The following is a 24,180-nucleotide window of genomic DNA, read 5'->3' as shown; positions in this document are numbered from 1 at the left end:
GATGATGTCAGAAACGGAATCGGTATATGCGCTCGGAAGCATCGACATTTCAGAGGCAGGGCCGCGGTGCAAAATGCTGATCGGCGATTTGGATGGGGATGGCCGTATGGAGCTGCTGCTCGTGCAGCCGGATAATCGGCAGGATGTTCGCTATATTCCCCATCAGGTGCAGTGCCTGACCGCCTATGATTTGCAGGGCAAGCTGCTCTGGCAGCATGGCAAACCAGATCCAGAGGCAGGCAAACAAGGCTCGGATTATCCCGCGCAAATTTATGATTTGGATGGGGATGGCAGGCTGGAGGTGCTATGCATTATGCAGGACCGATTTTTGCTGCTCGATGGCGCGACTGGGACGGTTAAGGAAAGCTATGAACTGCCTGATCCACATGCCCATGACTGCATCATCATTGCGAACTTATCAGGCGGCGAGCACGCCTCCGACATTATTTTGAAAGACCGCTATCATAAGCTGTGGGCGCTTAATCGGCATTTTGAGCTGTTGTGGACGCATGAGGGCAACCCGGGGCATTATCCATGGGTGTACGATTTGGACGGTGACGGCAAGGATGAGGTAATGGCAGGCTATGATTTGCTGGATGCGGCGGGCAAGCTTCGCTGGAGCTGCACGGATCTGGATGACCATGCCGACTGCATCTGGGTTGGCGATGTGAATGGCGACGGTGAGCCGGAGCTCGTCATTGGAGGCAGCGTTACGGTTATGTATAGCCGCAGTGGCGAGGAGCTATGGCGTTATGAAGGCTCCATTGAATCGCAGCATATCGCACTGGGACGTTTTCGCAGCGATTCGCCAGGTCTGCAAGTGGCCGGTCTCGACCGGCTCGTGCGCGAGGATGATGGCAAGGGGCTTAAAGGGAAAGACGCGCTGTTCTTGCTTGATGCCAAAGGACAAGAGCTGTGGAAGGAGGATCGCAGTACGGATGGCTGGCTGACGATCATTGAGACAGTGAGCGGCTGGCGCGAGCAAGCGCCGGACTACATTCTTGGCTACCGCCGTGGGGGCGGCGTATTTCCTGCCCTATATGACGGTTATGGAGCTGTCGTTGCAGAGTTTCCTATGGAAGGCTACGCGGTTCACGCGGATTTGCTAGGAAGCGGGACGGAGCAGGTTATTATTTATAACGATGCGCTGGCGACGATCTATGCAAGCAAGCCGAAGGAGCTTGAGCCGGCACCGAGACAAGGAGGAGCGCTTGCACAGCCTAAACGGCTGTACAGCTCGACGCTGTATCCCGGAGGAGAGGCTGCTATTCAATCATAACCAGTATCCATTTTTATTGGTTATCTAGCACCGCATAGTGCTGTGCTAGATAACCAATATTTTCGTAAAGGTTGTCCATTCTTTAATCCTTTAATCCTTTTCCATTCAAAATGTGCTGCATATATTTTTCAACCCGTGACTGCCGTGTTTTGGATTGCTTGGGTTCAGAAAAATAAAAAAGGTACGCTCTTTGCCGTCCGGGCGACAAGGCTTCAAAAGCCGTCTTCAAAGCAGGGTTATCATCGAGTTTATTTTGAAGTTCTTCAGGAATGGTGTATTCTGTATGCTTTTTAAACGCCACGTCCAGACCGGATTTTTCAACCTCAATAGCTTCATAAATATAGGCTTTCAAAATGGTTTCCATTTCAATGATTTGTTGAGCATTGGTGAACCGAATTTGGCGAGCCGCCTGTACATTTTCTGTCTGTTGAATGAGTATGCCATGGGTATCCTGCAGCAAGGCTCCTTTGTGAAACAGAAGCGCACAATATTCTTTAAAACCATGTATTAAAACGATGTTTTTATTATTAAGCGTGTAACAAGGATGCATCCACTTATAATCCTCGGTAAGCTCACAGTCAAGAACGATCGTTCGCAGCTTCTCGTATTCTTCCTTCCACTTTTTAGCTTTGCTTAAAAATGCATCAACCTTGGGATCCAGTTTGCTTTCTGTCATCAAGTAACACCCTTTTCATTGCTTATTTCGTAAATACATCACATAGGCTCAACTGTAATGATTTTTTATGGATTGTACAGTTTGTTTAGTTTGCACATAAAAAGACACAGTATCAAAAATTAACTTTTCGATACTGCGCCGTTATTCATTGCCGTTATTGCCGTTATGATCAGCAGGATAGCTCCTAAAGCGATTGCTTCATGGCCGCGGAGGCGGGGGCGATCGTTACGCGGTTTTTGCCGCTTTTTTTGGACGTATACATCGCTTCATCGGCGGCTTTCACCAGCTCCTGAATTTCTGCGTGCTTCTTCGCGATGCATACGCCGACGCTGATCGTGACAATCGTCTCCAGCTCTACGCGCTTGCGGATCGATTCAGCGACCCGCTCCGGCTTCACTTTGTCGAGAGTAATGCAGGCGAGCAGCTCCTCACCGCCATATCTTCCGGCCGTTCCAATTTCCGCCGATTCCTCTTTCAAAATTTCCGAAACCTGCTTCAGCACCATATCGGCCTTATGATGGCCCTGCGTATCATTAAGCTGCTTGAAGTTGTCAATGTCGCAGAAAATAACGGCCACGCCTTTGCCGCGCTTCATTAGCTGGGCCGCCTTCATATTGAAAGTACGGCGATTATACAGCCCCGTCAAACCATCGGTAATGGACGATTGATAGGTTGCAATAAGACGCTCAATCACCCAATCAAACAATAGCAGAAACAGCTGGACAAAATAGACGACCGACAGCAAGTAGGTGAAAATCTGCATCCCTGGCATCGTGCCGTGAAATGCGTAGGCATCCGCCAAATGAGCGAGCTCGTAGACGAAATAGGTGACGAGGCTGGCAAAATATTTCGTGTTCATATCGATACCCTTCGTATCGAGCAAAATCAGAAAGGTGACGATCAAGGCATAAAAATCAAGCCCAATAAAGTTGCCTGCTCTGCCTGCACCAGTCTCTGTACCAGCGAAGGACATATACGTTATATGCAGCCCGGCGATTACAAAAGTCAGCACGAGCATCACGACAAAAGGCGTTACTTTCAAGCGGGTTCCCCGATGAGTATATAATTTCATGAAAACAAGGTTTATAATGATAAAAGAAACGATTTGCAAGGTTGTCGCTAGCAGATGAATCCACGGCGGAATAGCGGTGCCAGCATAAGCAAGCATGGCCAGCAGCGCCTGCTGAATCATAAAGAAGGGCAGCGTTGCATTGAGCAGTCCATACGTTCGATTGTTCTTGTAGCTGGCGCTAAGGCGCACAGACATGAATAACATAAGAATAAGGATGAGAATAACGCATGAAGATGCGAGCAGTTGACCGTTCGGTCCTGCTAACCAAGAAAGGATTGTCATTGTAAGACCACCATATGCTCAAAATATAAAAAATAAAAAACAATTGCGCTTGACAACATTCGTCTTCTTTACAGAAACATATGTTCTACTATATCATGTTTGATGGCAGATGAACAACGCCAATATAAGTAGTATCGGCATAATTGCCCAAAATGTGTAATCCGTTGTATTCAACCAAATACGGGTAATAGAGGCTTTGAGCGCAAATTTGGAGGAGATTTAAGTTATGAACATCTTACAGGCTTTATTTTTCCCGCCGGAGCAGCCGGGTGGCGTTTCTTCCATGATTCCCTATATTCAGGACCGCTTTCAGCAGATGGGATGGGAGATGGAGCTATTCTCAATTCCGAAGCGAGTAAGAGGAAAAGGGCAGGAGGAAGTGGTATTCGAAACATTCGATTACCATGCTTTTGAGGGAGATCCGCTTGTCGATAAATATATTCAAACGTACCGCGATTACGTCTGGTGGACGAAGCTTAGGCTGAAGAAGACCTATGATATTATTCACGCGCATCATCCGATTGCGGCGCTGGTTATGAAGCAGCTGTACCCAGACACGCCCGTCATGATGACGATTCACTCCAGCTATGAGCGCGAGCTGATTTTGAATGGCAAAATTGAAGAAAATAGCAAGGTGCATCAATTTTTGACCGCTATTTATGGCGAGCTGGAAGCGCGTGTTGACAAGCTGCTGACGGTGTCGGAATCATTCCGCACCTATATTTCTCCTTATATAAAAGATGCAGCGGCAATTAAGGTTATTCCAAACGGATTTGATGAGAAGCGCTTTAAGCCGATTGCCCATGAGAATGAAGTTCCCCAGCTCATTACCGTATGCCGCCTTGTGCCGGCCAAAGGCATTGACATTCTTCTTCATGGCTGTGCGGAGCTCAAGCGCAGAGGACATCCATTCGTGCTGCATATTATCGGAGATGGGCCAATCCGTCCGGAGCTGGAGCAGCTCGCGGTCGAGCTGGATTTATATGACGATATTATTTTTTACGGTTATATGCTGCATCCCGAGGAATTTATGCCGTTTTTTGATATTTTCGTACTGCCTTCGCGGGCGGAGGCGTTCGGTTCCGTATTTGCCGAGGCAGCGCTTTGCTGGCTTGCCCTTGTGGGAACGAATGTAGGGGGCATTTCGGAGCAAATTGACGATGGGGTCAATGGGCTGCTTGTACCGCCAGAGGACCCGATTGCACTTGCTGAGGCGCTGGAGAAGCTGGTCACGGATTCCTCGTATCGTTACAATTTGGCCCGTTCAGGCTGGGATAAAGCAAAGCAGGTTTATTCGCTGACGCGGGTTATTGCGCAGTTGAAAAAAGTATACGTCAATACGCTGCGTCAAGCGGAATGATCTAACGCTGCACTATCGAATGGGGCTGGAGCAGAAGGCGAAGGGCAGAAGCTGTCTTAAGCCTCGCTCCGGCCCATTCGCTTGCGGATAATTAAATAAAGCCAGCCGAGACTGATCAGCCCGAATATCGGGTAAAGAGTGGATAGAAGCGGCCCAAATCCGATCTGGCTTGCCATATAGCAGAACAGCAGAATAATCGTTGTGATGATCGAACGTGACCATTTTAGCCGCTCCTGCAGCTGGAGGGTAAGGCCGTAAATGTCGGCGATCAGGGTGGTGAAAATTTCGGCGAAAATCAAAAATACATAAATAAATTGCACGCCTTGCCCAAGCTGCTTGGCGATGCCTCCCATTGGAATGGCATATTGCTGTATGCCAGGCATATGTACGGACAGGGCAATATGGCCGGCAAGCAGCATGAAGCCAATGCCGATACCGCCGAGCCAAGAGCCGATGATGATCACTTTACGGTCCCGGATTTCGGCTCCGAGCGGGACAAGCACCGCCTGCGACATGGACAGGTTGAAGGCAGCATACAGGAAAGGCGCAGCCCAAGCTGCCCATATGGAATGATCGCTGGCAAGCGAGATAAAGCGCCCGGCGCCTGGCGTGTTGAATGTATCGATAATAATGAGGACGGTAAACAGCAGCATGACGGGAACGACGATGGCATTGACCATCAAAATCGATTTCATCCCTTTGCGCAGCAGGAAATAACAGCCGACAATCGTAATGAGCAGGCCGGTTTGATAGGAAATATTCCAGTTTTCATAAAAAATCGTTCCGGCTCCCGCAAGCATAACGGCGGTGACACCGAGCAAAATAACGAACATAAAGTGGCTGATCCAACGGCCATATTGTTCGCCAAAGAGCGCCTTATTCAGATCTTCATATGATTTGGCGCGAATATCGCTGGCAATCAGCATCATTTTGGTGCCAAGCCAGATGAAGAGGACGGTTGCTAAAGCGATCGTAAACGTTCCCCAATAGCCGAAACGGGTGAAAAATTGTAATATTTCCTGCCCTGTCGCAAACCCGGCTCCAACAACAGTACCCATATAGGTAGATGCTATTTGCAGCACCTTACCTGTTCGTTTCATTATCATGATTTGCCCTTCCCCCGTTTCCGAACTCTTCTGCACATGCTTTATAGAAGGTATGTCCAAAACGGGACGGGCATGACTGCAAGTTCATCTGAGCGAAGGCAGGTTGGCACACAGGCGATGACTATGATTATTTCCATTATCGTATTTATTATCACATTGACACTTATACTGGTGAAGCCAAAAAGCATGAATGAGGCTTTAATTGCGCTTGCCGGAGCCATTATTTTATTTGTTTTACAGCTGTTAAAGCTGGAGGATGTTGTATACATCTGGGGATTTGTGTGGAATGCGACGTTTTCTTTGATTGGCATTATGATTTTTACGTCTCTGCTGGATCAAAATGGCTTTTTCCGCTGGGCGGCGCTGCATATTGTACATCGGTTTTTCCATCGGCCGCTGCTGCTGTTTACGATGTTGTCGCTGCTCGCTGCGGTGATTACGATTTTCTTCAACAACGATGGAACGATTTTGATAATGGTGCCTATTGTGCTCGAAGTAACAGCGCTGCTCAAGCTGTCCCGCAAGGGAAGGCTCGCCTACTTGCTTGGAATCGGGTTGATGGCGGACACGGCCAGCGCTCCCCTGATGATGAGCAACTTGACGAATATTTTGACGGCTGATTTTTTTCATATTCCTTTTGATCTCTACGCCTCGAAAATGCTGCTGCCGGGACTTGCGGCCATTGGCGCGACCATTGCCGTATCGCTGGCTTTTTTCGGACGGATGATCAAAAATGAGGAGAGCAGGGGCGAGATGCCAAAGGTATTTCCGCAGCCTGCGACCGTGCTAGGCAATATCACGCTGTTTCGGCTTTCTTGGGTCATTATCGTCATGATGATGGTCGGCTATTTGATGTCGGAGCACTTCGGCGTTCCCGCCTGCGCTATTGCGCTTGGCTGTGCTGGCATCCAATGGGCCGCTTCGGCTGTTTATAAACAGGTGAATGCCAAACAGACGGTACTGCGCGCACCGTGGCTCATCATCGTATTTGCGCTGGCGATGAATTTGGTTGTGTACAGTTTGCATGTGCATGGGGCTGTAGCGTGGTTTCCGGATTTTATTTCGGCGGTTTCCGGCGGTACGCCAATGGCCGGCATATTTGGGTCAGGACTGCTGTTTGCCCTGCTGGCGGCGGCTATTAATAATCTGCCAGCGGTTCTCATATCATCGCTTGCGATCACCCAAGTGAACGGGCCTGATTACTTACCTTACGCCAGCCTGCTTGGAACGGCGATTGGGGCGAAACTTACGCCCATCGGCTCGCTTGCTACGCTGCTGTGGCTGCAGCTGGTGAGTCAGGGAGGCGTAAAGGTGTCCTGGCGGGAGTATACGAAATATGGATTGCTGTTTACGTTTCCGATTTTGCTCATTGCTTTACTAGTGCTGTGGCTGACCGGAGATTACTAAAATTAGCTGCGGGCGAGCAGCTTAATAGATACGATTTCGCTTAATTCGGGATCAAGATCCAGCTTGAGCAGCGTCTTGGTTCCCTCATACGCGATAATAAAGTCGCTCTGCGACGTCGGTTTGCCAAGCGCCTTAACGGCTGCTTTGGAATGGTCGCCAATTTTAATGCCGCTCAGTCCGGTTTTTACTTTTTTATCATACACTTCAATGTATTGAATCGTGTTTTTGTCACTTAGGCCAATGGCGAAGCCGTCATATTCGTGGACTTCAATTTTAACCTGATTTTCCTCCTCCAGCGTATAGGAATCGAGGGCGGCGCCGAAAAGCTTCGTCATGGCCGCTTTGGAATCGCCGATCGCAAGGCCGAGCAAAGCCGGTTTGGCCGCATTCCATTTTCCTTCTTCCGTTGTCTTGGGTGGTGTCGATTTATTGCTCGATAAGCCGTTTGCTGCATTCACTTCGGTACTGGCATCTACATGATCCTCTACCGCCTGATTTTGCAGTGGGCTTTGCTTTTGCTCCAGAGCGTTTTCTAAATATGTTTTTTGCGGGCTGCCCGCTTGATTGAGCAGCTGCTCAGCCGTTAAGGGAGTACTTGCGCTTTGAGCCGCTTCGCTCGGCCGAGCCATGCTTTGGCAGCCAGCTGTTGCAATGGCAATGGCTACAACTGCCGCATATTTTGCAAGTCGATAAGGTGATTTCTTCATGTTCGTCACTTTGCAGCGCTCCTCGCTTGTCATCAATGGATGATGCTTTTATTCTACTATAAGGTAAAACGGATGATATTGGGAAAAAGTTTCTGTTAAGACCGAAAAAAATTGGTCAAACGACCCATTAATTCCTATGGGCGGAAACGAGAGGACAAGTTATGCGTTTCTTATTGCGCTGCTGGCTATACCTATGGTAAGTTATCCAAAAGGAATTTTTGGTGGGGGGAAGGACATACGATGGATATTTTAAAACAACGAATTTTGGAACAGGCTTCTGTACTGTCAACGGATGTGCTTAGGCTGGATTCTATTATCAACCACCAGGTCGATCCTGCATTAACGATGGAAATGGGCCATGAATTTGCAAATCGCTTCGCTGGAGAGCAAATTACGAAGGTCATCACTATAGAGTCTTCAGGCATCCCGTCTGCTTTTGCAGCTGCTTATGTGCTTGGTGTACCGCTTGTCTTTGCAAGACGCAAAAAGACTTTAATTGCTGATAATGACGCTTATTGTGAGCGTGTCCCTTCCTTTACGAAAGGAATGGTTACCGATATAATGGTATCCAAACAATATTTGACAAGCGACGACAAGGTGCTGTTTATTGATGATATTATTGCCAATGGCGATGCTGCTCGAGGACTTCTCAAAATTATTGAGCGCTCTGGCGCAAAGCTTATTGGCATGGGTGTTGTCGTGGAAAAATCGTTCCAGGCAGGCGCGCGCACGCTGCGGGAGCAAGGGGTACGTGTGGAATCACTCGTCAGCATCTCATCGCTTGAAGGCGGTCAAATTACATTTGAGTAAGATGTTCCAGAACAATTGCTCTTTCCCCGCAAGTGAAATTGGCTTATAATAAAACGTAAGTGATCGAGGGGAGGCAGAAATAATGGGAAATTGGTCAGCAGAATTCATGGATGTCAAATTATCCGATGCGAAAAATCATTTTGAGCGTGCATTAGATTGCAAACATACGGAATTTGATGATTTGTACCCTTATATGATTGAGCATCCGCAATTTTTCTGGTACAAAAGATATGTAGCATGGTCAGAGCTGCTTACGATCGTGAAGCTGTTTGAAGAGCTGGATCTGGAATGGCGCGAGCCGTTTAGCGAGCGTCAAGCCGAGTACATTGGCAAGCGTGTCATGTCCTCGCGCGTGCTCGACGAGTGGTATGAGACAAATGATTCCAAGGAACATGTTGGCTAAGGCATACGCAGATCAATAGCATATATCAGCCTCAATAAACGGTTCTACAGTTTATTGGGGTTTTTTTTCACCATATATGGGGAGTGCGGCTTAAGGGGAGGAGCGTTCGTGCATGGTTAGTGAGGAATTGCTGGATCAGTTCCGCATAAGCGGCGAGAAAGTGCGCGTTGTGCGCGATGGGCTGGAGATGAATGACGTCATTGGCATCGTCGTAGCTTGGGATGATGCTTCCGTCGTCATTCGCAGAGCTAACAGGCGGGTCGTCAAGCTGAGCAGAACGTATTTGTATGAGCCGGCATCTTCGGAGCGCGGCAGCATTTTGGAAGGGGAAGTATGACAGATGGAGCTTTTGAAGCAGAAGATTAGAGATGAGGGCATCGTGCTAGGGGAGCAGGTGCTTAAAGTAGATTCGTTTCTGAATCACCAGATTGATCCGAAATTGATGTTTGCCATTGGCGAGTATCTTGCAGCTTTGTTTGCTGAAGCGGGCGTGACGAAGGTTTTAACGATTGAATCATCAGGAATTGCGCCTGCCGTCATGGCAGCAATGAAGCTGGACGTTCCGCTGATTTTTGCCCGGAAACGCAAGTCATTGACGCTTAAAGATGATTTATATACGCATAAGGTATATTCCTTCACGAAGCAGGAGGAGAGCGAGGTTAGCGTAGCCCGCAAGTTTGTACAGGCGGACGATGTTTTTCTTGTCATCGATGATTTTCTGGCGAATGGAGAGGCCGCACTTGGCATGGCACGTATCGTTGAGCAAGCTGGAGCCAAAGTTGCGGGAATCGGCATCGTCATTGAGAAGTCCTTCCAGCCGGGCAGAGAACGCTTGATAGAGATGGGATATCGAGTGGAGTCGCTGGCAAGAATTGCTTCACTTTCGAACGGACAGGTTGCATTTGTCGAATAGAAAGCAGGGTGGTTATAGTGACTAGCAATCGGTTTGCAGTAGCGATACACATCATGAGTCTGCTGGATTTGGATAAGGATGAGCGTTTAACATCCGACAATATTGCTGGCAGCGTGAATACAAACCCGGTTGTCATACGCCGCATCATCGGTATGCTGGCGAAAGCGGGTCTTGTGCAGACGAGCCCGGGAGTGGCTGGAGCGAGCATTACCCGCCCGCTGGACGAAATATCGCTGCTCGATATTTATCGGGCTGTACAATCGCAGACGCAAGAGGAGCTATTCGCGATTCATGATAAGCCGAATCCGGATTGTCCAACTGGACGGAACATCCAGTCGTCGCTGGAAGAGGTTTTTGCTGAAGCGAAGCAGGCGATGGAAGACAAGCTTGCATCCATACGGCTGTCGCAAGTGACACAGAGCATCGCGAGTAAATTTTAAACAAACAAGAGCTGGGCCCATGGAGGCTCAGCTCTTGTTTGTGTTTCTTTTGCTCAAAGGAGCAAAATTATTCGGCTATTAACGCATGCCGCCAGTGCGGTTGCCGCCAGTACGGTTGCCGCCAGTACGGTTGCCGCCAGTACGGTTGCCGCCAGTACGGTTGCCGCCAGTACGGTTGCCGCCAGTGCGGTTGCCACCAGTACGGTTGCCACCAGTACGGTTGCCACCAGTGCGGTTGCCGCCAGTGCGGTTGCCGCCAGTACGGTTGCCGCCAGTGCGGTTGCCACCAGTACGGTTGCCGCCAGTGCGGTTGCCACCAGTAAGGTGTGAGTTTTCAATGTTAGACATGTGCATTTCCCCTTTCGACTTCATAAGATACTATATGAAGCAAATCTATCATTTGTAACGAGACAATTGATTGTTTTATAGATTAATAGGCTCTTCAAGGAATAGTGGGGAAGGCTGGGGCGAATAGACTGGAAAAATAAATGAACCGCCTGTATACTAATGAAAATCTATTTCATTATCCTTCAGGAGGTGCTCTGAGAAATGAGCGAAAATCCCATTCTAATTTCTTTCCCTGAATCATTTGAAACAGAGCGCTTGCTCATTCGGGCTCCACAGTGGGGGGACGGTATTTTTTGCAATGAAGCGATTGGGGAAAGTTTGGAGCAGTTAAGGCCGTGGATGCCATTTGCACAAACCATGCCTACCGTAGAGCAATCGGAAGCTTATGTGCGGAAAGCCCGGTTGAATTTTTTGGAGCGAACCGATTTGCCGCTGCATTTGTTCGATAAGCAGACGGGTGAATTCGTCGGCAGCAGCGGATTGCACCGGTTTGACTGGGATGTGCGGAGGTTTGAAATCGGCTATTGGCTTAGAACGTCGCGCTTCGGCCAAGGTTTGATGACGGAGGCTGTAAATGGAATTACCGACTTTGCGATTCAGGAGCTGAAGGCTAGCCGAATCGAAATTCACTGTAATGAGATGAACCGCGCCAGTGCGCGAGTAGCGGAGCGAGCGGGCTTTACGTTGGAGGGTATTTTGCGAAAGTCTGCCCGCGAACAGACAGGCGAGCTTGCAAATGCTTGTGTCTATGCGAAGGTCAAAGGGTATGAATTTTAAAGCTTTACAAGCGAGCCAGACATAAGAAAGACACCCGGCAGGGTGTCTCTTCCGCGCTAGTTGCTATTGTACCATTACAGAATAGTTTTGAATGTGTATTCTCCCGCTTCCAGTGAAAATTTCAGTTCCGAATTGAACGCCAGTAACATACTTTGAATTGCTCATCCAGTTTTTATAATAAACGACATGGTTGATGAAGTCCTTCAGGTTAAGGCTGCTGCTCGATGTGTTGCTTGTACGGACGAAGGAGTACACATTCCAGCCAGATGGATGTGTGCCTTTATACAGATTCCAAGTTGTACCTCCAACCGTAGCCGTCTCCACATAAGAACCCAGCGGCCACGCATTGGTTGAATTCAGCCAGACCATCAGCTCATCGGAAGGGGTAGATGTTCCAGTAACCGCATTAGTGGTGTGGAACCATACATCATAAGCCGCATTATAATTACCATTGGCGCTTAGCGTGTAATTAACCGAGGCATTAATGTTTTTAGCATCCCAAATTCGCGTTGGCAAGCCGCTTCCGGGAGTCATACTATTGGAGAATTGCCAGCCAGTTACGATACTAGGATACGCCTTCACATCATTAGGATTCGATGTTTTCCAGTCCCAAGACCAACCCATGTCAGAGTTGTTATTATAATAGATACTCTCCCACCAACCCGAGCCGGCGGTTCCACTGCCCCAAGTGTTGTTAAACACATAGTACTTATTATTACCCCAGAACAGTTGGGCATAAGGTGTTGACGATGATGCGGCATAAGCTACCGTGCCGATGAGCATGCTTATGATTAATGTCAAGAGAATAATTCCTTTTTTGCCCAAATTATTAAATCTAGCTTTCATTTATGATTACCTCCTTCAGGTTCAATCTGGCTGCCCTCTAACTATCCGCTAAGTCTCTATTTATCTTTGTGAACAAGAGAGCTTGGCATACCTCCTTTGCTATACAATGAGTACCCCCTACTGCGCAAGGTACTTAGAAGTGGAAAGTTGATATCAGTAACGGGTCAACTAGATTATATTCCCAAGTAAAACGATATCATATAACAAAAATATGTAATTTATAACAAATACTGAATGTTCATCGCCGCGCCAAATAGTTAACAGCTATACGATAGGACGATTGACCATACAACCTAATAAAAAACAATGGTTCAAAGTGATGTTAGCTTCAGATCCGTCGTAGACATGAAGAGCACTACGATTTAATGCAACGCTAGTGATTAGAAATATAATGCAAAATTGTACACAGATGTGATATAACTGAAATGAAAAAGAGGAGTGATATTATGGCGAGCTATGAATATACATCCAAAAAGGAATTGCTGGAAGTCATCCACTCCAATTATTTACTGCTGGACAAGGAGTTTGATGAAATCAGCAATGATCAAAAGGATGATAGAATACCGGACGTGGATAAAACGCCTGCTGAAATAATCGCTTACCAGTTAGGCTGGCTTGGTATTGTGATGGGCTGGGATATGGATGAGAAAGCAGGGCGCCAGGCCATTATGCCGACTCCAAATCATAAATGGAACCAGCTTGGTAGCTTGTACCAGTCCTTTTACGAGCGGTACGCTGCCCTTTCCCTGACGGAGCTTAGAGACTTATTTCGGAAGGAGGAGCAGCGCTGGCTGGAATGGATTGACGCATTAACCGAGGATGAGCTGTTTATACAAGGCACTCGCCATTGGACAGGCAGCAAGGAAAACTGGCCAATGATCCGGTGGATTCATATTAATTCGGCGGCTCCATTTAAATCATTCCGTACGAAAATAAGGAAATGGAAAAAATATCATATAAAGCGGGAAACATTAGCCCCATAGCACACGATACCTATGGTAGCCATTACGTAAATCGAATCAGCGATATTGTTGAATTAACAGCTTCTAACAGGGCATCTCCAATTTTAAAAAAACATCCAATCCCTAAGGGATTTTAACCAAGGTATCGAGATGCCGAGAAACGATGCTTTTCATCAGCTCCTTGCTGAATCGCTCTGGATAGGTAACGCCATGCACGACAAGGCCATCCACCAAAGCGTGAAGCCTTGCCGTTTCGTATTCGGCATCTAAATTTGCTATCGTTACCCCTTGTTGGATAAGACTCTCGAACGATCTTCTTAAGCCGCTGTAAATTTCCTCATAGGTGCTGAGGCTTATCGCTCGTATCACTTCGCTTACGGACGCCCTTCCTGCAAAGGCGAGCCAAATCTGCGCTTCTTGCATGCTTACTTCCTCCAGAGGCATTAGCTCCCAAATGACCAATTCCATATCCTGACGGACCATTCCGGTAAAGGGCAGCGCTTGTATACGCTCATTTACCCGCTGCGAAACAAGCTGCATGGAAAAGCTCAGCAATTCATCCTGCGAATTAAAATAATGTCTAATGGAGCCAAGCGACATGGTCATCTCATCGGCAACGCGGCGTACGGAGACGCTGTCCAGCCCTTCCTTGACAATAATGCGCCACACGGCTTCGGCGATTTGTTTTTTTCGTTTGTTGTGATCGACAATTTTAGGCATGAGTGTATTATAGCGCAGTTGTTTTTTTAATACAATTGAGCTATAATGACATTAGTTTTAAATAATACATTTGTATTAAAAAGGCGGGAATTCAAATGGCCGTGTTTATTATTGGCTGTGAAGTTGCTTTCTGGGTGTTTGTGCTGGCAGGTCTGGTCAGTCGCTATATGCTGCGTTCCCCTAGGCTTGGAGCCTTTCTGCTGTTCTGCACGCCTGTTATCGATTTGGTGCTGCTTGCCGCTACAGTTATTCACCTTCGCGGCGGAGCAGAGGCGAGCTTTATTCACGGGCTTGCTGCCATATATATCGGCTGTTCGCTCGCATATGGTCATTCCATGATCCGCTGGGCAGATGTGCGGTTCGCCCATCGCTTTGCCGGAGGCCCGGCACCACAGAAGAAAGCGAAAATAGGTGAAGAGCATGCCCGCAATGAGCGGCTAGGCTGGTTTCGCCATCTTGTCGCTTGGGCCATTGGATGTGCAGTACTGTATGGGATGATTGCATTGGTTAATGAGAGGGCCCAGACTGTGGGCTTAAAGCAGGTTATTGAATGGTGGACAGTGCTGCTTGGCATTGATTTTGTAATCAGCTTCAGCTACACGATCTGGCCAAGAAAGGCTAAAGCGACTCATGAGAAGGCCGGTTGACTAACGGGCAGGTGAATATGAATGATAAGAACGGAGCAGGGTGTTTCTTCCTCTTGGAAGATCAGCTGTGCTTCGTTCTTTTTGCTATACAGCTATGCTGCAAGCCCTACCTCCTGAAAAGAGAATGGGTATAATAGATATGATCGACCTGCTCAGAGTGGCATGGGCACATAAAAGCCATAGCTGATTGTTAAAGTGAAAATCAATATGGATAGAAGAGGAACTCAAATGATGAATAAAACGTTATTGCTAGTGGAAGATGAAAGCTTGATTCGGGAAGTGATAGCCGATTATTTCAAGATGAGCGACTGGCGCGTATTTGAGGCGGAAAATGGCAAGGAAGCGCTGCTTTGGCTCGAAACCGTGCAGCCCGATCTGATCATTCTGGATATTATGATGCCGCAATTGGATGGTTTCGAGGTGTGCCGGCAGGTGAGGAGCCGCTTGGCTGTTCCGATTATTTTATTGACGGCTAAGTCCAGCGATGAAGATAAAATTATGGGGTTCGAATTAGGAGCCGACGATTATGTGACGAAGCCCTTCAGTCCAAAGGTGCTGCTGGCGCGGGCATCGGCCTTAATGAAACGGGTGGAGGGCAGCGTCGTGCTGCAGCCGAATAGTTTAAAGTTTGGCGCTGCGCTGCTTAATTTGACGGCGCACCGCTTGGATGTAAACGGCGCCGAGGTGGTGCTTGCGCCCAAAGAATACGATTTGCTGTTATTTTTAGTTCGAAATAAAGGCATTGTTTTGCGTAGGGACGTCATTTTGAACCAAATTTGGGGAATGGATTTTGAAGGGGATTCCCGTGTCGTTGATTCTCATATTAAGAAGCTTCGCAGCAAGCTGGGCTTTGAGGCTCGGCATATTCGCACCGTTATTGGCACGGGATACAAATTTGAGGAGGAGTCATGAAGAAGCGCGGAGTCACTTTTAAACTATTTATTATGACTGTTGTCTTCTTTCTTTGTTTTTACGGCATGGTTATCCTCTGTCAGCTGCTGCTGTTTGACCAATTTTATGAAAATCAGAAAATAAGCCGCAACGAAAAGCAGCTGGCGAAATTTGCCCAAAACTATGCCGAGACGGGCTGGAGCTCCAGCAAAACGTCGAATGAAGCCGCCCGTTTCATGCTGCAAAATAAAACCCAGCTCGCCATTTTAACATTGGATGGAAAAGTGAGAATGGATGATCCTTACCACATTACATTGAAGGCGGACGATCAAAATGTGTATGTCATTCCCTTGTCCTTGTTCTTGAATAACTTCGAGGCGGAATTTCGGGCAGCTGGCATTCAGACAGGGAATGTTGTAACGGTGGAGGGGGAGATGGAGTCTGGGGTAGAATCGATGAATCAAGTGCTTTACCCGCTCCGCATCCACAAAACGGATCACCCGAGTGTAGGCTCCCCTTCCAATGAAACGCTGGGGGGCGAGTATAAACAGGTTACCGGCGTCGTCACCGAATTGATTCAACCCGTTTCACGTACGTATACGACGCGGCAAGGCATTATGCTGGATGCCATCAGCGATTGGTTTCCACTCAGTGAGGAGCGAAGGGAAAAGCTCGAAAGCAGGGAAGTTGTGGAGGAAAAGTGGACGCAAACATGGTCCGGTGTCCGCAATTCGGTTATGATTTATCCCGTAGAGCAGCAATCGGGAGAAGTGGATTTGCTGTTTTCGGTCACCTCGCTGCAGGAAATAGGCGAAACGAATGAAGCTTTGCGGTGGTTTTATATCTATTTGGGCGTAGGGGGATTTATCCTCATCGTCATTTTATCGTTCTTTTTTTCAAAAATGGTTACCCGTCCGCTCATTTCGATGAATAATGCGGCCAAGAGGATGGTACAGCTCGACTTTAGCGTGCATGAGCCGATTCGGCAAAACGATGAGCTGGGAAGCTTATCAAGCAGCCTTCATACGCTTTCGCGCAGCTTGGACACCGCTTTAGGAGATCTAAAGAAGGCCAATCAGCAGCTTGTCCAAGATATTGAGGAGAAGCACAGGATGGAGCAGGTTCAGCAGGAGTTTTTCGCAAATGCATCCCATGAGCTGAAAACGCCGCTTAGTATTGTGAAAAGCTTCAGCGAAGGGCTGCAGGATGGCGTAGGGGCTGGAAAACAGGATCACTATTTAAAAGTGATTGTAGAGGAAGCACAGAACATGGAAATGCTCGTGGAGGATATGCTCAATTTGGCTACGCTGCAATCCGATACGTTCAAGCTGCGAAAAAGCACATTTTTGCTTAGCGAGGTGCTTGAGGAAGTGACGGGAAACTATGTCCATATGCTGCAGGACAAGCAGCTTGAAGCTACCGTTATGACGAGCAACGAGCTTCCGCTGTATGCCGATATGAGATGGATGAAGCATGTGCTCTCGAATTTTATAAGCAATGCGATTCAGCATGCACAGGATAACAGCGCCATTACCATCCAGATCGAGGGGAGAGGGAGCAGGCTGTTTTTCTCCATTGAAAATGTTGGCGATACGATTCCTGAGGAAAAGCTGGAGAAAATATGGCAGCGTTTTTACCGCGTTGAAAGCTCGCGCAATCGGCGAACGGGAGGCACGGGACTAGGGCTCTCTATTGTGAAAAGGATTTTGGAGCTGCATGAAAGCGAGTATCAGGCTCAAAATACCGAGCAGGGCGTGAAATTTACAGCCATTTTTTCCTGTTAAACCTGGAATGTCAGCCACTGGGCAAGCTTGACTAGCCAGGCTGACAACAGCTAATATAGATAAATGAAGTCTTGTATTGAGGGGAATGACCCGCATGAAATATTCAAAAGCTACTAACTATGCTCTTCATACGATGCTCTTTCTTGTGGCAACCAGCCCGGATAAGCCAGTGGGTGTTCAACAGCTAGCCGAGCGGCAGCAGGTATCGCCTACCTATTTGTCCAAAATCTTGACCAAGCTGGTTAAGGCAGGCATGATTGAATCTGCTTCAGGTGCTAACGGTGGATATAAGCTAAAACGCAATTGGGAACAAATATCGTTTTTGGATATTATTCATGCCATTGAAGGCACAGCCTCCTTGTTTGATTGCTCGCTTGATCATCCTTCTACTTGTTTAATTCAACAGGTGATGGTGTCGGCCGAGGAGAAGATGGAGGAGCATCTAAGAAATCAAACGATATTTGAGCTTGCTCAAAAAATGCAGGTACACTTAGCATAGACGGATGCCCATAGACTGGACGCTTGGAGTAGAAGCGTGTAGGCTGTGGGTTTCTTTTTCATAACAGGGATTGGAAAGGAAGTGGGCTAATGAGAACGGATATGATGTGGATGGCACTCGAGCTTGAGGGCCAAAGGTGGATATTGCTTGCAACAGAGCTTGGGCTCTGCCGAATTATATTTCCGCATGAGAATTTGGAAAGCTGGCGCGTTTGGATGAACAAAGCAGCGCCCGGCAAGGAGCCGCGGGAAGATGCGGAGGCGATTAGACGCATGGGCATTGTGGATGGGCTGGAGCGTTATTTTGCCGGGGAACGCAGCTCGTTTGCGGAAATACCGCTCGATTTAATCGGGACGACCTTTCAGCAGCAAGTTTGGACGGCGCTTGGTCAGGTGCCTTACGGCGAGACGCGAACCTATGGCGATATTGCAGCAGCCATTGGAAGGCCTCAGGCAGTACGGGCTGTCGGTGCTGCGAATGGCGCGAACCCGATTCCAATTTTGCTGCCCTGCCACCGAATTGTCGGGGCTGACCGCAAGCTGACAGGCTTTCGCGGGGGACTTGCGATGAAGCGCAGGCTGCTTGCGCTGGAGCGCATTGAAGGCATAGCGGACGGCGGTCATGCGAGATTTCAATTTTAGCTGTACATATCCTTTAATTGATTGATTCTTCGAATGAGCTCCAAGCGTACATGTTCAGGCTCCAGGCATTCGCATTTATGACCAAAGCCAAGCAAATAACCATATCCGAGGTCATTTTCTTTGAATGGAAAGGTAGCGAGCCATTTATTTTCTCCATGAGGCTGGATGTTTTGCTCTCCACAGTACTCCACCATAAAGTCACGCAGCGATTCATCAATTAGAAGTTTAATGGTAATTGTATGTTTTTCGGTCATTTCGAACAGCTCTGGCCCAATTTCCCTTGGCACAAAGCTTTCATTAAGGGGTTTTAGAGCTGAAATGCGAGATAATTTAAACGTGCGAAAATCCTGTTGAACCGTACAATAGCCCTGTAAATACCAATGTGAATTTTTCAGTACTAAACGATAGGGTTCGATTTTTCTCTGTGTCCGCCTGCTGTTTTGGTCAGAATATTTGAAAGACAGCAGCTTCTTCTCATGAATCGCATTTTTCATTTCCTCGAAGTTCGGCTTTGCGCTGCCATTACCTAGCCAAGAAGTATGATCAATAGAAATTTGGCTTTCAAAATCCTTCATCTGCTCTTCGGAAACGAGCCCCTTTACTTTTGCAATCGTCGTTAGAATTTCTTCACTGGACATAGAAGCCTGAATACTATTAAGCCCAATTAATAAAGCTGTTATATCTGATACGGTAAACAGCTTTTTTTCTATTTTGTAGGCTTCCATAATGCCAATGCCACCATGAACACCAGGATGAGAAATGATGGGAATGCCTGCCCGGTTTATCGCTTCAATATCTCGAAAAATCGTACGAGGAGTAACTTCAAACATTTTCGCAAGGGTAGAAGTACTGACCTTATTACGCTCAAGCAGCAGCATAACGATGGATAATAAACGATCAATCTTCAAGGCATCCATCCTTATTTTTTATTTTTTTTGCGAAAAAAACTATGACATACAGTTGTCATCATTCTATATGATAACTTTAAATATGTCGATGGACATAAACGAGCAAATCCAATTGTATAAAAGAGACTTTTTATTAAAAAACAGAGCGGGAGGGTTATTTTTGTACCAATACAAGGAACAGTCCTACAATGAGGTTCAGTTTGATGGACGTGATTTGCGATATGGCGAATTATTTCGCTGTACGTTTACGAGATGCACCTTTACGAATACTTCTATGGAAGAAGTGGTTACGACCAACTGCCGTTTCGTCGAATGCGATTTTCGCGGGACAGCTTTAAACGGCTCCGTTCATACGGGGACAGCCTTCGAAAATTGCAAGTTCAACGATGCCAATCTGTTTGTATCTATATTCAACGCTTGCAAGATGACAGGATCGGACTTTTCAAGTGCTCAAATGGACGGGATTACGATTGCTCAAGGAGACTGGGCTTATACGAACTTAAGGCATGCCCGATTTGCCAAGCAAGATTTAAGAGGCGTCCGTTTTTTGGAGGCCGACTTTACGGATGCTAATTTGGAAAAGGCGGATTTACGAGATGCCGATTTGACGCGTTTATCTTTAAGCAAAGCTAGGCTAAAGGGGGCTGATCTAAGAGGCGCCAAGCTGGATGGGATTGATTTAAAGGGCCTTGATTTAAAAGGGGTCCGCATGGATAGTGAACAGGCCGTTATTTTTCTGCGATCCTATGGAGCAATCATCAATTAATGTAAACCAAATGGAATGAGCTTGAAAAAACGATCAACACTACTGACATTAAGCTGTCAGTAGTGTTTTTGTATAGTTAGTTTTACAAAGTGCAAAGGAGAGAGAGCATGTATGATACGAAATGATGCATACGATACGAGGGAGATAATGAGGATGCTCGAAGAAATGACGGAAAGTGGACGCCGTGAGCGACCGACACAGCTTGCGTTAACGATGGAGGAGGATGGATTTTTCGTAGGAGCGGGCAATCCACTGGAGCAGCGCCGTTATTGGATCGGCGTCATATCGGAGGCTCATGTGCGGATTGGTGTGGAAGGGGGATTCGCCCAGCTTTGCCACGGCAAGGAAGCTGCGCTGAAGCGGATGCGCGCTGGAGATTGGCTCATTTATTATTCGCCGCGTACGGAGATGAACGGAGGAGAAGCACTGCAGGCGTTTACCGCTATAGGGCAGCTAATCGATAATCGGGTGTATTCGCACCAAATGTCGGAAACGTTTATTCCTTTTCGGCGGGACGTTCATTTCCTGCCCTGCCACAATGTAAAGATCTCGGGTCTGCTGGACGAATTGACGTTTACGAGTGGAAAGAGCAACTGGGGTTATAGCCTGCGCTTCGGACAAATTAAAATCAGCCAGGCGGATTTTTTGACCATTGCTACAAAAATGTTGGGGGAAAGCATGGATGAAGCGCTAAAGATTTAATGTGCTGATTTTGCTGGATGAGGTTGCAAGCAAAAAAGGCGATTTCGCCTTTATCGACAGCACTCTGGCTAGCAAAAGCAAGCAAGCGAGCGAGCGAGCGGTAGATAAAGGGGTAGACTATTTTAAGCGAAGTAATAGAATGGAAATAGGAAGCAGACGCGATATTACGCAGCTGTTTCCCATTTTTAAGGGAGTACCCTTTGGCTGATGTCTGCTCAAGGCTCAAGCTATCAGTTCTGGATTGGTTGAAATTTCATCTAAAATGATTTAAAATATAACTAATTGATACTATACTGTATCACTTTTTCGTTAGATATATCAGTCCGTGACCGTATGGGCAGCATAGAGAAAAGTTTCTGATTACGAAAGGAGAGAGCCGCATGTTCATTCAAAATGTGCTAGGAAAAATTAATATATCCCATGACGCCATATCTAAAATAGTTGGCAAAACGGCAAGCGCCACCAGCGGTATCGCTGCTATGGCGACAGGTGTGGTAGAAGGCATCACCAAAAAGTTAAGCGGGAAAAGCCTGCAAAATGGCATTGAGCTAAAAATGGTAGAAGCAAAGCTGGAAATCGACTTAAAAATCATTGTTTATTACGGTTTTAAAATGCAGGATGTATGCAGCGATTTGCAGCATAATGTAAGAGGAGCCATTGAAACGTTAACAGGGCTATCCATTCATGCTGTAAACGTGAGAGTTCAAGGAATAGCCTTAAAAGAGTAGCTTGAATTTAGCTCCAGTCAAGAAAGCTTTTTTACAAAAAGCTCGATCTGGTCCATATATTCGCTGACGGTCAGCTTTCTTGGCGCAAAAAGACTCATGAAGACCGCTTTTAGATTCGAATTAGCGGTGCTCGTGCTTAGCATGGAATGCTCTGTATTTGGAAAGATAGCGACAGTAAGCAGCGACGGATCCACGCTAGCACGATACACCTGTTCAGTCTCTTTTATGTCCACGTTAATATCGTCCTCTCCAAGCAGCAGAAGCACTGGCGAACGGAAATGAGCCAAATCGCTCGCGGCGTCGGATAAAAAGTTTTTGCTCACAAATGTCCATCTATCCTTTGTCATTATGTCGCCTTGCTGCGCCGTGTTTACGTATTCCTCATAAGGGGCATTGCGTTTTAGAAGCTCATTTATTTGCTGTTCATATGCTATGCGGGCTGCAATATCATCCTCTGAATACCCATCCTTTTTCATTTGTTTGCGAGTGTTGTATTGACCCTGAGACAGCCAGTTGATGGCGGGGGATACTAGAATGCTGAAAGCAAGCTGTTCTTTTTCCACAAGCTTCGGAATGACCCAGCCAGCCTGACTGGCGCCCCATACGCCAATTTTTGTGTGATCAATCATGGTCTGTGTTCTGGCCCAGGCTAAAGCTTGCTGCGCCTCTTCTACCCGGTCATCGATGCTCTGATTGAGCCAATTGCCAGCAGAACCGTCAATTCCCCGCTTATTGAGGGACAAGGAAGCGTAGCCTTGGGCAGCAAGCCGCTCCCAAAGCGGCTTGTACCCGTCCTGATGAGAGGCATTAATGGGGCCGTCGCCGTGTATGAACAACACGAGCCCTAGCTTTCCGGAAGCGTGTTTAGGCAATGCTAAAGTGCCGGTTAATTGGCCTTGAGGGCTGGAAATCTGTATCGTTCGCTCTATCATATCAAAGCTATTTTGCTGCAATACATAGAGGGTCGAACTGCCTATAAGCAATAAAATAACGATAAGGGCAATGCCTATTTTCTTTTTCATAGTGTCTCCTTAGTGGGGAATTCATTGTCGTGCAGCTTATATCTCATATATTCCCATTCCAATTCACGGAACAAGACATGCTTTAGCAGGCTGTGCTCTTTCCGATTGGTTTGGAAGGAAAGCTGTTCATATAACCGTTTTGCTCCCGGGTTCTGGCTGGCAACGTGCAGACTTAGCACTTTAAAAAGTGGTTGGGCACGGGCATAATGCTCCGCCCACCCCAGCAGCAGCTTGCCGATGCCTTTGCCTTGATGATTAGGATGAACCGATAGGTCTGCGACATAACATTCTCCCTCCTGCGGCTTGTACGACAGTAAATACAAACCAAGCAGCAGCTTGAATAAAGCCCATTTGCCAAACATTCGGAATTCCCGCCATGGGAGAAGCTTTGACTGCGCTGTGCTGACGTAAAGCTCAGACTCAGGCTCAGGCTTCCATTTGATGTACAGCGTTCCTACGACTATTCCAGCTTGTACCGCTACCACTCTAAGTGCTGTGGGTTCATTCGGAAAGTGCCGAAGCAGCTTCTCGAAAAAGAGAGCGAGAATACGGTCATTCAACTTTGCGAGTGTATGGAATTTGCTGTGAAAGCCGAGCGCAAGTAATTGGCCGACTTGCCCATTATATTCGGCCCGCATCGGCTCAATTGCGATAGGAGAAGCCTTCATTTATTCACCTCCTTGCTCGGCAGGCAAGCCCGCTTTAACCCGGCTGAGCAGCTCGTAATGGAGTTTGTCATGGCTAAACAGGGACAAATAGGATTTCTCAATAAGAATTAACGGTCCTTCCATAACATAGGCTTGGTCTGCTGCATAGCCGTAAAACTGTTCGATGCGTTGATCAAGCTCATCCCCCTCAAGCACCTGGAATTGGGCGGAAAGATAGTCTCCCGAAGGCAAGGCAAGGTCGCTGGGCTCTGTCATTTCGGTGCACAGCCTGAGGATGGATGCTTGGTCGTACACATAATAAATATCCGACTCGAACAAGTCTGGAATAGGGGCAGCCTGTTCAGCCAGCAGCCTTGCATGCAGCTTAGTCTGTTCATCCTTGGCGAGCCAGCACCTCAAATGAACAGGCATTTGCCGTTTAAGCTGATAGGGCTTGCTATGTGCATGAAAGTCTTGCTGTACTTGCAGCACTTTGGAAATTAAACGCTGGAGCTCCTGAAGTCTGGCAATCTCCTGAGTAGTTTCCAGCAAAGAGGTATGCAGCAGTTGCTCATATTGCTCGGAAGAAAAAGTGTCGAAGCAGTCCTTTATGGACGAGACAGGCACACCGAGCCTCCGCAGCAGCAAAATATGAGACAACCGGTAAATTTGATCCATGCCGTACTTTCTATACTGGTTGTTACCGATATACGCAGGCTGAAGGATTCCTTTTTCTTCAAAATAACGAATTTGATGAACGGATACCTGCATGATTTTAGCCAGACTGCTGATGGTAATGTCATTTTTCATCATGTCGCTCCTAAGATTTATGATGGG

Annotated in this window: 29 protein-coding genes; 18 read left to right on the top strand and 11 right to left on the bottom strand. The window is 47.3% G+C overall.

Going from position 1 to position 24,180, the window contains the following annotated elements; genetic code table 11:
* Position 1: 1 nt before the first annotated feature.
* On the top strand, positions 2 to 1,279 hold the full coding sequence (locus tag ACSR9A_RS23725) for a rhamnogalacturonan lyase family protein (RefSeq protein ID WP_473759917.1): 1,278 nt from the start codon (positions 2 to 4) through the stop codon (positions 1,277 to 1,279).
* Positions 1,280 to 1,361: 82 nt separating this feature from the next.
* On the opposite strand, the gene ACSR9A_RS23720 is transcribed toward ACSR9A_RS23725, so the two are convergent.
* Together ACSR9A_RS23720 and ACSR9A_RS23715 are read right to left on the bottom strand one after the other, a co-directional pair.
* Entirely contained in the window at positions 1,362 to 1,955 is a 594-nt protein-coding gene (locus tag ACSR9A_RS23720; RefSeq protein WP_473759915.1) for a YdeI/OmpD-associated family protein, read from the bottom strand.
* Between the two features lie 184 nt (positions 1,956 to 2,139).
* Entirely contained in the window at positions 2,140 to 3,309 is a 1,170-nt protein-coding gene (locus ACSR9A_RS23715; protein ID WP_473759913.1) for a GGDEF domain-containing protein, read from the bottom strand.
* A 226-nt stretch (positions 3,310 to 3,535) separates the two neighbouring features.
* Here ACSR9A_RS23715 and ACSR9A_RS23710 point away from each other — a divergent pair, with 226 nt between their 5' ends.
* The gene (locus ACSR9A_RS23710; RefSeq protein ID WP_473759911.1) at positions 3,536 to 4,669 is read left to right on the top strand and encodes a glycosyltransferase family 4 protein; all 1,134 of its coding nucleotides are present in this window, start codon (positions 3,536 to 3,538) and stop codon (positions 4,667 to 4,669) included.
* Positions 4,670 to 4,725: 56 nt separating this feature from the next.
* Here the strand turns inward: ACSR9A_RS23710 and ACSR9A_RS23705 are convergent, their stop codons facing one another.
* Positions 4,726 to 5,769, bottom strand: coding sequence for a YkvI family membrane protein (locus tag ACSR9A_RS23705; RefSeq protein ID WP_473760246.1), 1,044 nt, complete (start codon positions 5,767 to 5,769; stop codon positions 4,726 to 4,728).
* A gap of 78 nt (positions 5,770 to 5,847) precedes the next feature.
* Between ACSR9A_RS23705 and ACSR9A_RS23700 the strand changes: the two genes are divergently transcribed.
* Positions 5,848 to 7,182, top strand: coding sequence for an ArsB/NhaD family transporter (locus ACSR9A_RS23700; protein ID WP_473759910.1), 1,335 nt, complete (start codon positions 5,848 to 5,850; stop codon positions 7,180 to 7,182).
* 2 nt (positions 7,183 to 7,184) lie between these two features.
* On the opposite strand, the gene ACSR9A_RS23695 is transcribed toward ACSR9A_RS23700, so the two are convergent.
* Positions 7,185 to 7,898: a hypothetical protein gene (locus ACSR9A_RS23695; RefSeq protein WP_473759909.1), complete on the bottom strand. Its 714-nt coding sequence runs from the start codon at positions 7,896 to 7,898 to the stop codon at positions 7,185 to 7,187.
* Positions 7,899 to 8,129: 231 nt separating this feature from the next.
* Here ACSR9A_RS23695 and ACSR9A_RS23690 point away from each other — a divergent pair, with 231 nt between their 5' ends.
* From ACSR9A_RS23690 to ACSR9A_RS23670, 5 genes are all read left to right on the top strand, one after another.
* Positions 8,130 to 8,699, top strand: a complete 570-nt coding sequence (locus ACSR9A_RS23690) for a xanthine phosphoribosyltransferase (protein ID WP_473759907.1) — start codon at positions 8,130 to 8,132, stop codon at positions 8,697 to 8,699.
* Between the two features lie 82 nt (positions 8,700 to 8,781).
* On the top strand, positions 8,782 to 9,102 hold the full coding sequence (locus ACSR9A_RS23685; protein ID WP_046229684.1) for a hypothetical protein: 321 nt from the start codon (positions 8,782 to 8,784) through the stop codon (positions 9,100 to 9,102).
* A gap of 112 nt (positions 9,103 to 9,214) precedes the next feature.
* A complete protein-coding gene (locus tag ACSR9A_RS23680; RefSeq protein ID WP_341282023.1) occupies positions 9,215 to 9,439 on the top strand; it encodes a hypothetical protein in 225 nt (74 codons plus the stop codon).
* A gap of 3 nt (positions 9,440 to 9,442) precedes the next feature.
* On the top strand, positions 9,443 to 10,015 hold the full coding sequence (locus tag ACSR9A_RS23675; protein WP_341282024.1) for a xanthine phosphoribosyltransferase: 573 nt from the start codon (positions 9,443 to 9,445) through the stop codon (positions 10,013 to 10,015).
* Positions 10,016 to 10,029: 14 nt separating this feature from the next.
* Positions 10,030 to 10,455, top strand: a complete 426-nt coding sequence (locus tag ACSR9A_RS23670; protein WP_341282932.1) for an Rrf2 family transcriptional regulator — start codon at positions 10,030 to 10,032, stop codon at positions 10,453 to 10,455.
* Positions 10,456 to 10,508: 53 nt separating this feature from the next.
* Here the strand turns inward: ACSR9A_RS23670 and ACSR9A_RS23665 are convergent, their stop codons facing one another.
* Entirely contained in the window at positions 10,509 to 10,793 is a 285-nt protein-coding gene (locus tag ACSR9A_RS23665) for a hypothetical protein (RefSeq protein ID WP_473759905.1), read from the bottom strand.
* A 211-nt stretch (positions 10,794 to 11,004) separates the two neighbouring features.
* On the opposite strand from ACSR9A_RS23665, the gene ACSR9A_RS23660 reads away from it, so the two are divergent.
* A complete protein-coding gene (locus ACSR9A_RS23660; RefSeq protein WP_473759903.1) occupies positions 11,005 to 11,580 on the top strand; it encodes a GNAT family N-acetyltransferase in 576 nt (191 codons plus the stop codon).
* A gap of 63 nt (positions 11,581 to 11,643) precedes the next feature.
* Here the strand turns inward: ACSR9A_RS23660 and ACSR9A_RS23655 are convergent, their stop codons facing one another.
* Positions 11,644 to 12,426 (bottom strand): GH12 family glycosyl hydrolase domain-containing protein, encoded by a 783-nt coding sequence (locus ACSR9A_RS23655; protein WP_473759902.1) that lies wholly within the window; start codon positions 12,424 to 12,426, stop codon positions 11,644 to 11,646.
* A 446-nt stretch (positions 12,427 to 12,872) separates the two neighbouring features.
* Here ACSR9A_RS23655 and ACSR9A_RS23650 point away from each other — a divergent pair, with 446 nt between their 5' ends.
* Positions 12,873 to 13,409 carry a ClbS/DfsB family four-helix bundle protein gene (locus tag ACSR9A_RS23650; RefSeq protein ID WP_473759900.1) on the top strand — a complete coding sequence of 179 codons (537 nt, stop codon included), beginning with the start codon at positions 12,873 to 12,875 and terminating at the stop codon, positions 13,407 to 13,409.
* A 102-nt stretch (positions 13,410 to 13,511) separates the two neighbouring features.
* On the opposite strand, the gene ACSR9A_RS23645 is transcribed toward ACSR9A_RS23650, so the two are convergent.
* Positions 13,512 to 14,108 carry a TetR/AcrR family transcriptional regulator gene (locus ACSR9A_RS23645; RefSeq protein WP_473759898.1) on the bottom strand — a complete coding sequence of 199 codons (597 nt, stop codon included), beginning with the start codon at positions 14,106 to 14,108 and terminating at the stop codon, positions 13,512 to 13,514.
* A gap of 95 nt (positions 14,109 to 14,203) precedes the next feature.
* Here ACSR9A_RS23645 and ACSR9A_RS23640 point away from each other — a divergent pair, with 95 nt between their 5' ends.
* From ACSR9A_RS23640 to ACSR9A_RS23620, 5 genes are all read left to right on the top strand, one after another.
* A complete protein-coding gene (locus ACSR9A_RS23640; RefSeq protein ID WP_473759896.1) occupies positions 14,204 to 14,755 on the top strand; it encodes a hypothetical protein in 552 nt (183 codons plus the stop codon).
* A 231-nt stretch (positions 14,756 to 14,986) separates the two neighbouring features.
* Positions 14,987 to 15,667, top strand: coding sequence for a response regulator transcription factor (locus tag ACSR9A_RS23635; RefSeq protein ID WP_473760244.1), 681 nt, complete (start codon positions 14,987 to 14,989; stop codon positions 15,665 to 15,667).
* On the top strand, positions 15,664 to 17,430 hold the full coding sequence (locus ACSR9A_RS23630; protein WP_473759895.1) for a sensor histidine kinase: 1,767 nt from the start codon (positions 15,664 to 15,666) through the stop codon (positions 17,428 to 17,430). Before ACSR9A_RS23635 ends, ACSR9A_RS23630 begins: the two co-directional genes overlap by 4 nt.
* Positions 17,431 to 17,524: 94 nt before the next feature.
* Complete coding sequence (locus tag ACSR9A_RS23625; protein ID WP_473759893.1) at positions 17,525 to 17,929, top strand: Rrf2 family transcriptional regulator; 405 nt, start codon at positions 17,525 to 17,527, stop codon at positions 17,927 to 17,929.
* A gap of 89 nt (positions 17,930 to 18,018) precedes the next feature.
* Positions 18,019 to 18,570 carry a methylated-DNA--[protein]-cysteine S-methyltransferase gene (locus tag ACSR9A_RS23620; protein WP_473759892.1) on the top strand — a complete coding sequence of 184 codons (552 nt, stop codon included), beginning with the start codon at positions 18,019 to 18,021 and terminating at the stop codon, positions 18,568 to 18,570.
* Here the strand turns inward: ACSR9A_RS23620 and ACSR9A_RS23615 are convergent.
* Positions 18,567 to 19,478, bottom strand: coding sequence for a helix-turn-helix transcriptional regulator (locus ACSR9A_RS23615; RefSeq protein WP_473759890.1), 912 nt, complete (start codon positions 19,476 to 19,478; stop codon positions 18,567 to 18,569). The genes ACSR9A_RS23620 and ACSR9A_RS23615 overlap by 4 nt on opposite strands.
* A gap of 160 nt (positions 19,479 to 19,638) precedes the next feature.
* Here ACSR9A_RS23615 and ACSR9A_RS23610 point away from each other — a divergent pair, with 160 nt between their 5' ends.
* The 3 genes from ACSR9A_RS23610 (at position 19,639) to ACSR9A_RS23600 (ending at position 21,674) form a co-directional block, all read left to right on the top strand.
* Positions 19,639 to 20,244, top strand: a complete 606-nt coding sequence (locus ACSR9A_RS23610) for a pentapeptide repeat-containing protein (protein WP_473759889.1) — start codon at positions 19,639 to 19,641, stop codon at positions 20,242 to 20,244.
* Positions 20,245 to 20,457: 213 nt separating this feature from the next.
* Positions 20,458 to 20,946 carry an EVE domain-containing protein gene (locus tag ACSR9A_RS23605; RefSeq protein WP_473760242.1) on the top strand — a complete coding sequence of 163 codons (489 nt, stop codon included), beginning with the start codon at positions 20,458 to 20,460 and terminating at the stop codon, positions 20,944 to 20,946.
* Positions 20,947 to 21,326: 380 nt separating this feature from the next.
* Positions 21,327 to 21,674 carry an Asp23/Gls24 family envelope stress response protein gene (locus tag ACSR9A_RS23600; protein WP_473759887.1) on the top strand — a complete coding sequence of 116 codons (348 nt, stop codon included), beginning with the start codon at positions 21,327 to 21,329 and terminating at the stop codon, positions 21,672 to 21,674.
* A gap of 17 nt (positions 21,675 to 21,691) precedes the next feature.
* Here the strand turns inward: ACSR9A_RS23600 and ACSR9A_RS23595 are convergent, their stop codons facing one another.
* From ACSR9A_RS23595 to ACSR9A_RS23585, 3 genes are read right to left on the bottom strand one after another with little or no spacing between them, the layout of a single operon-like run.
* Complete coding sequence (locus tag ACSR9A_RS23595) at positions 21,692 to 22,696, bottom strand: alpha/beta hydrolase family protein (RefSeq protein ID WP_473759885.1); 1,005 nt, start codon at positions 22,694 to 22,696, stop codon at positions 21,692 to 21,694.
* Complete coding sequence (locus tag ACSR9A_RS23590; RefSeq protein WP_473759883.1) at positions 22,693 to 23,364, bottom strand: GNAT family N-acetyltransferase; 672 nt, start codon at positions 23,362 to 23,364, stop codon at positions 22,693 to 22,695. Before ACSR9A_RS23590 ends, ACSR9A_RS23595 begins: the two co-directional genes overlap by 4 nt.
* Positions 23,365 to 24,153 (bottom strand): MerR family transcriptional regulator, encoded by a 789-nt coding sequence (locus ACSR9A_RS23585; RefSeq protein ID WP_473759882.1) that lies wholly within the window; start codon positions 24,151 to 24,153, stop codon positions 23,365 to 23,367.
* Positions 24,154 to 24,180: the final 27 nt, after the last annotated feature.

It is taken from the genome of Paenibacillus sp. R-74696 (genome assembly GCF_055814915.1).
This window is presented reverse-complemented; position numbering and strand designations above follow the sequence as displayed.

Excerpts from the sequence above, each read along its gene's own strand:
- ACSR9A_RS23725 (WP_473759917.1), top strand. The coding sequence starts at position 2 with ATGATGTCAGAAACGGAATCGGTATATGCGCTCGGAAGCATCGACATT.
- ACSR9A_RS23720 (WP_473759915.1), bottom strand. The coding sequence starts at position 1,955 with ATGACAGAAAGCAAACTGGATCCCAAGGTTGATGCATTTTTAAGCAAA.
- ACSR9A_RS23715 (WP_473759913.1), bottom strand. The coding sequence starts at position 3,309 with ATGACAATCCTTTCTTGGTTAGCAGGACCGAACGGTCAACTGCTCGCA.
- ACSR9A_RS23710 (WP_473759911.1), top strand. The coding sequence starts at position 3,536 with ATGAACATCTTACAGGCTTTATTTTTCCCGCCGGAGCAGCCGGGTGGC.
- ACSR9A_RS23705 (WP_473760246.1), bottom strand. The coding sequence starts at position 5,769 with ATGAAACGAACAGGTAAGGTGCTGCAAATAGCATCTACCTATATGGGT.
- ACSR9A_RS23700 (WP_473759910.1), top strand. The coding sequence starts at position 5,848 with ATGACTGCAAGTTCATCTGAGCGAAGGCAGGTTGGCACACAGGCGATG.
- ACSR9A_RS23690 (WP_473759907.1), top strand. The coding sequence starts at position 8,130 with ATGGATATTTTAAAACAACGAATTTTGGAACAGGCTTCTGTACTGTCA.
- ACSR9A_RS23685 (WP_046229684.1), top strand. The coding sequence starts at position 8,782 with ATGGGAAATTGGTCAGCAGAATTCATGGATGTCAAATTATCCGATGCG.
- ACSR9A_RS23680 (WP_341282023.1), top strand. The coding sequence starts at position 9,215 with ATGGTTAGTGAGGAATTGCTGGATCAGTTCCGCATAAGCGGCGAGAAA.
- ACSR9A_RS23675 (WP_341282024.1), top strand. The coding sequence starts at position 9,443 with ATGGAGCTTTTGAAGCAGAAGATTAGAGATGAGGGCATCGTGCTAGGG.
- ACSR9A_RS23660 (WP_473759903.1), top strand. The coding sequence starts at position 11,005 with ATGAGCGAAAATCCCATTCTAATTTCTTTCCCTGAATCATTTGAAACA.
- ACSR9A_RS23655 (WP_473759902.1), bottom strand. The coding sequence starts at position 12,426 with ATGAAAGCTAGATTTAATAATTTGGGCAAAAAAGGAATTATTCTCTTG.
- ACSR9A_RS23650 (WP_473759900.1), top strand. The coding sequence starts at position 12,873 with ATGGCGAGCTATGAATATACATCCAAAAAGGAATTGCTGGAAGTCATC.
- ACSR9A_RS23645 (WP_473759898.1), bottom strand. The coding sequence starts at position 14,108 with ATGCCTAAAATTGTCGATCACAACAAACGAAAAAAACAAATCGCCGAA.
- ACSR9A_RS23640 (WP_473759896.1), top strand. The coding sequence starts at position 14,204 with ATGGCCGTGTTTATTATTGGCTGTGAAGTTGCTTTCTGGGTGTTTGTG.
- ACSR9A_RS23635 (WP_473760244.1), top strand. The coding sequence starts at position 14,987 with ATGAATAAAACGTTATTGCTAGTGGAAGATGAAAGCTTGATTCGGGAA.
- ACSR9A_RS23630 (WP_473759895.1), top strand. The coding sequence starts at position 15,664 with ATGAAGAAGCGCGGAGTCACTTTTAAACTATTTATTATGACTGTTGTC.
- ACSR9A_RS23625 (WP_473759893.1), top strand. The coding sequence starts at position 17,525 with ATGAAATATTCAAAAGCTACTAACTATGCTCTTCATACGATGCTCTTT.
- ACSR9A_RS23620 (WP_473759892.1), top strand. The coding sequence starts at position 18,019 with ATGAGAACGGATATGATGTGGATGGCACTCGAGCTTGAGGGCCAAAGG.
- ACSR9A_RS23605 (WP_473760242.1), top strand. The coding sequence starts at position 20,458 with ATGGAGGAGGATGGATTTTTCGTAGGAGCGGGCAATCCACTGGAGCAG.
- ACSR9A_RS23600 (WP_473759887.1), top strand. The coding sequence starts at position 21,327 with ATGTTCATTCAAAATGTGCTAGGAAAAATTAATATATCCCATGACGCC.
- ACSR9A_RS23595 (WP_473759885.1), bottom strand. The coding sequence starts at position 22,696 with ATGAAAAAGAAAATAGGCATTGCCCTTATCGTTATTTTATTGCTTATA.
- ACSR9A_RS23590 (WP_473759883.1), bottom strand. The coding sequence starts at position 23,364 with ATGAAGGCTTCTCCTATCGCAATTGAGCCGATGCGGGCCGAATATAAT.
- ACSR9A_RS23585 (WP_473759882.1), bottom strand. The coding sequence starts at position 24,153 with ATGAAAAATGACATTACCATCAGCAGTCTGGCTAAAATCATGCAGGTA.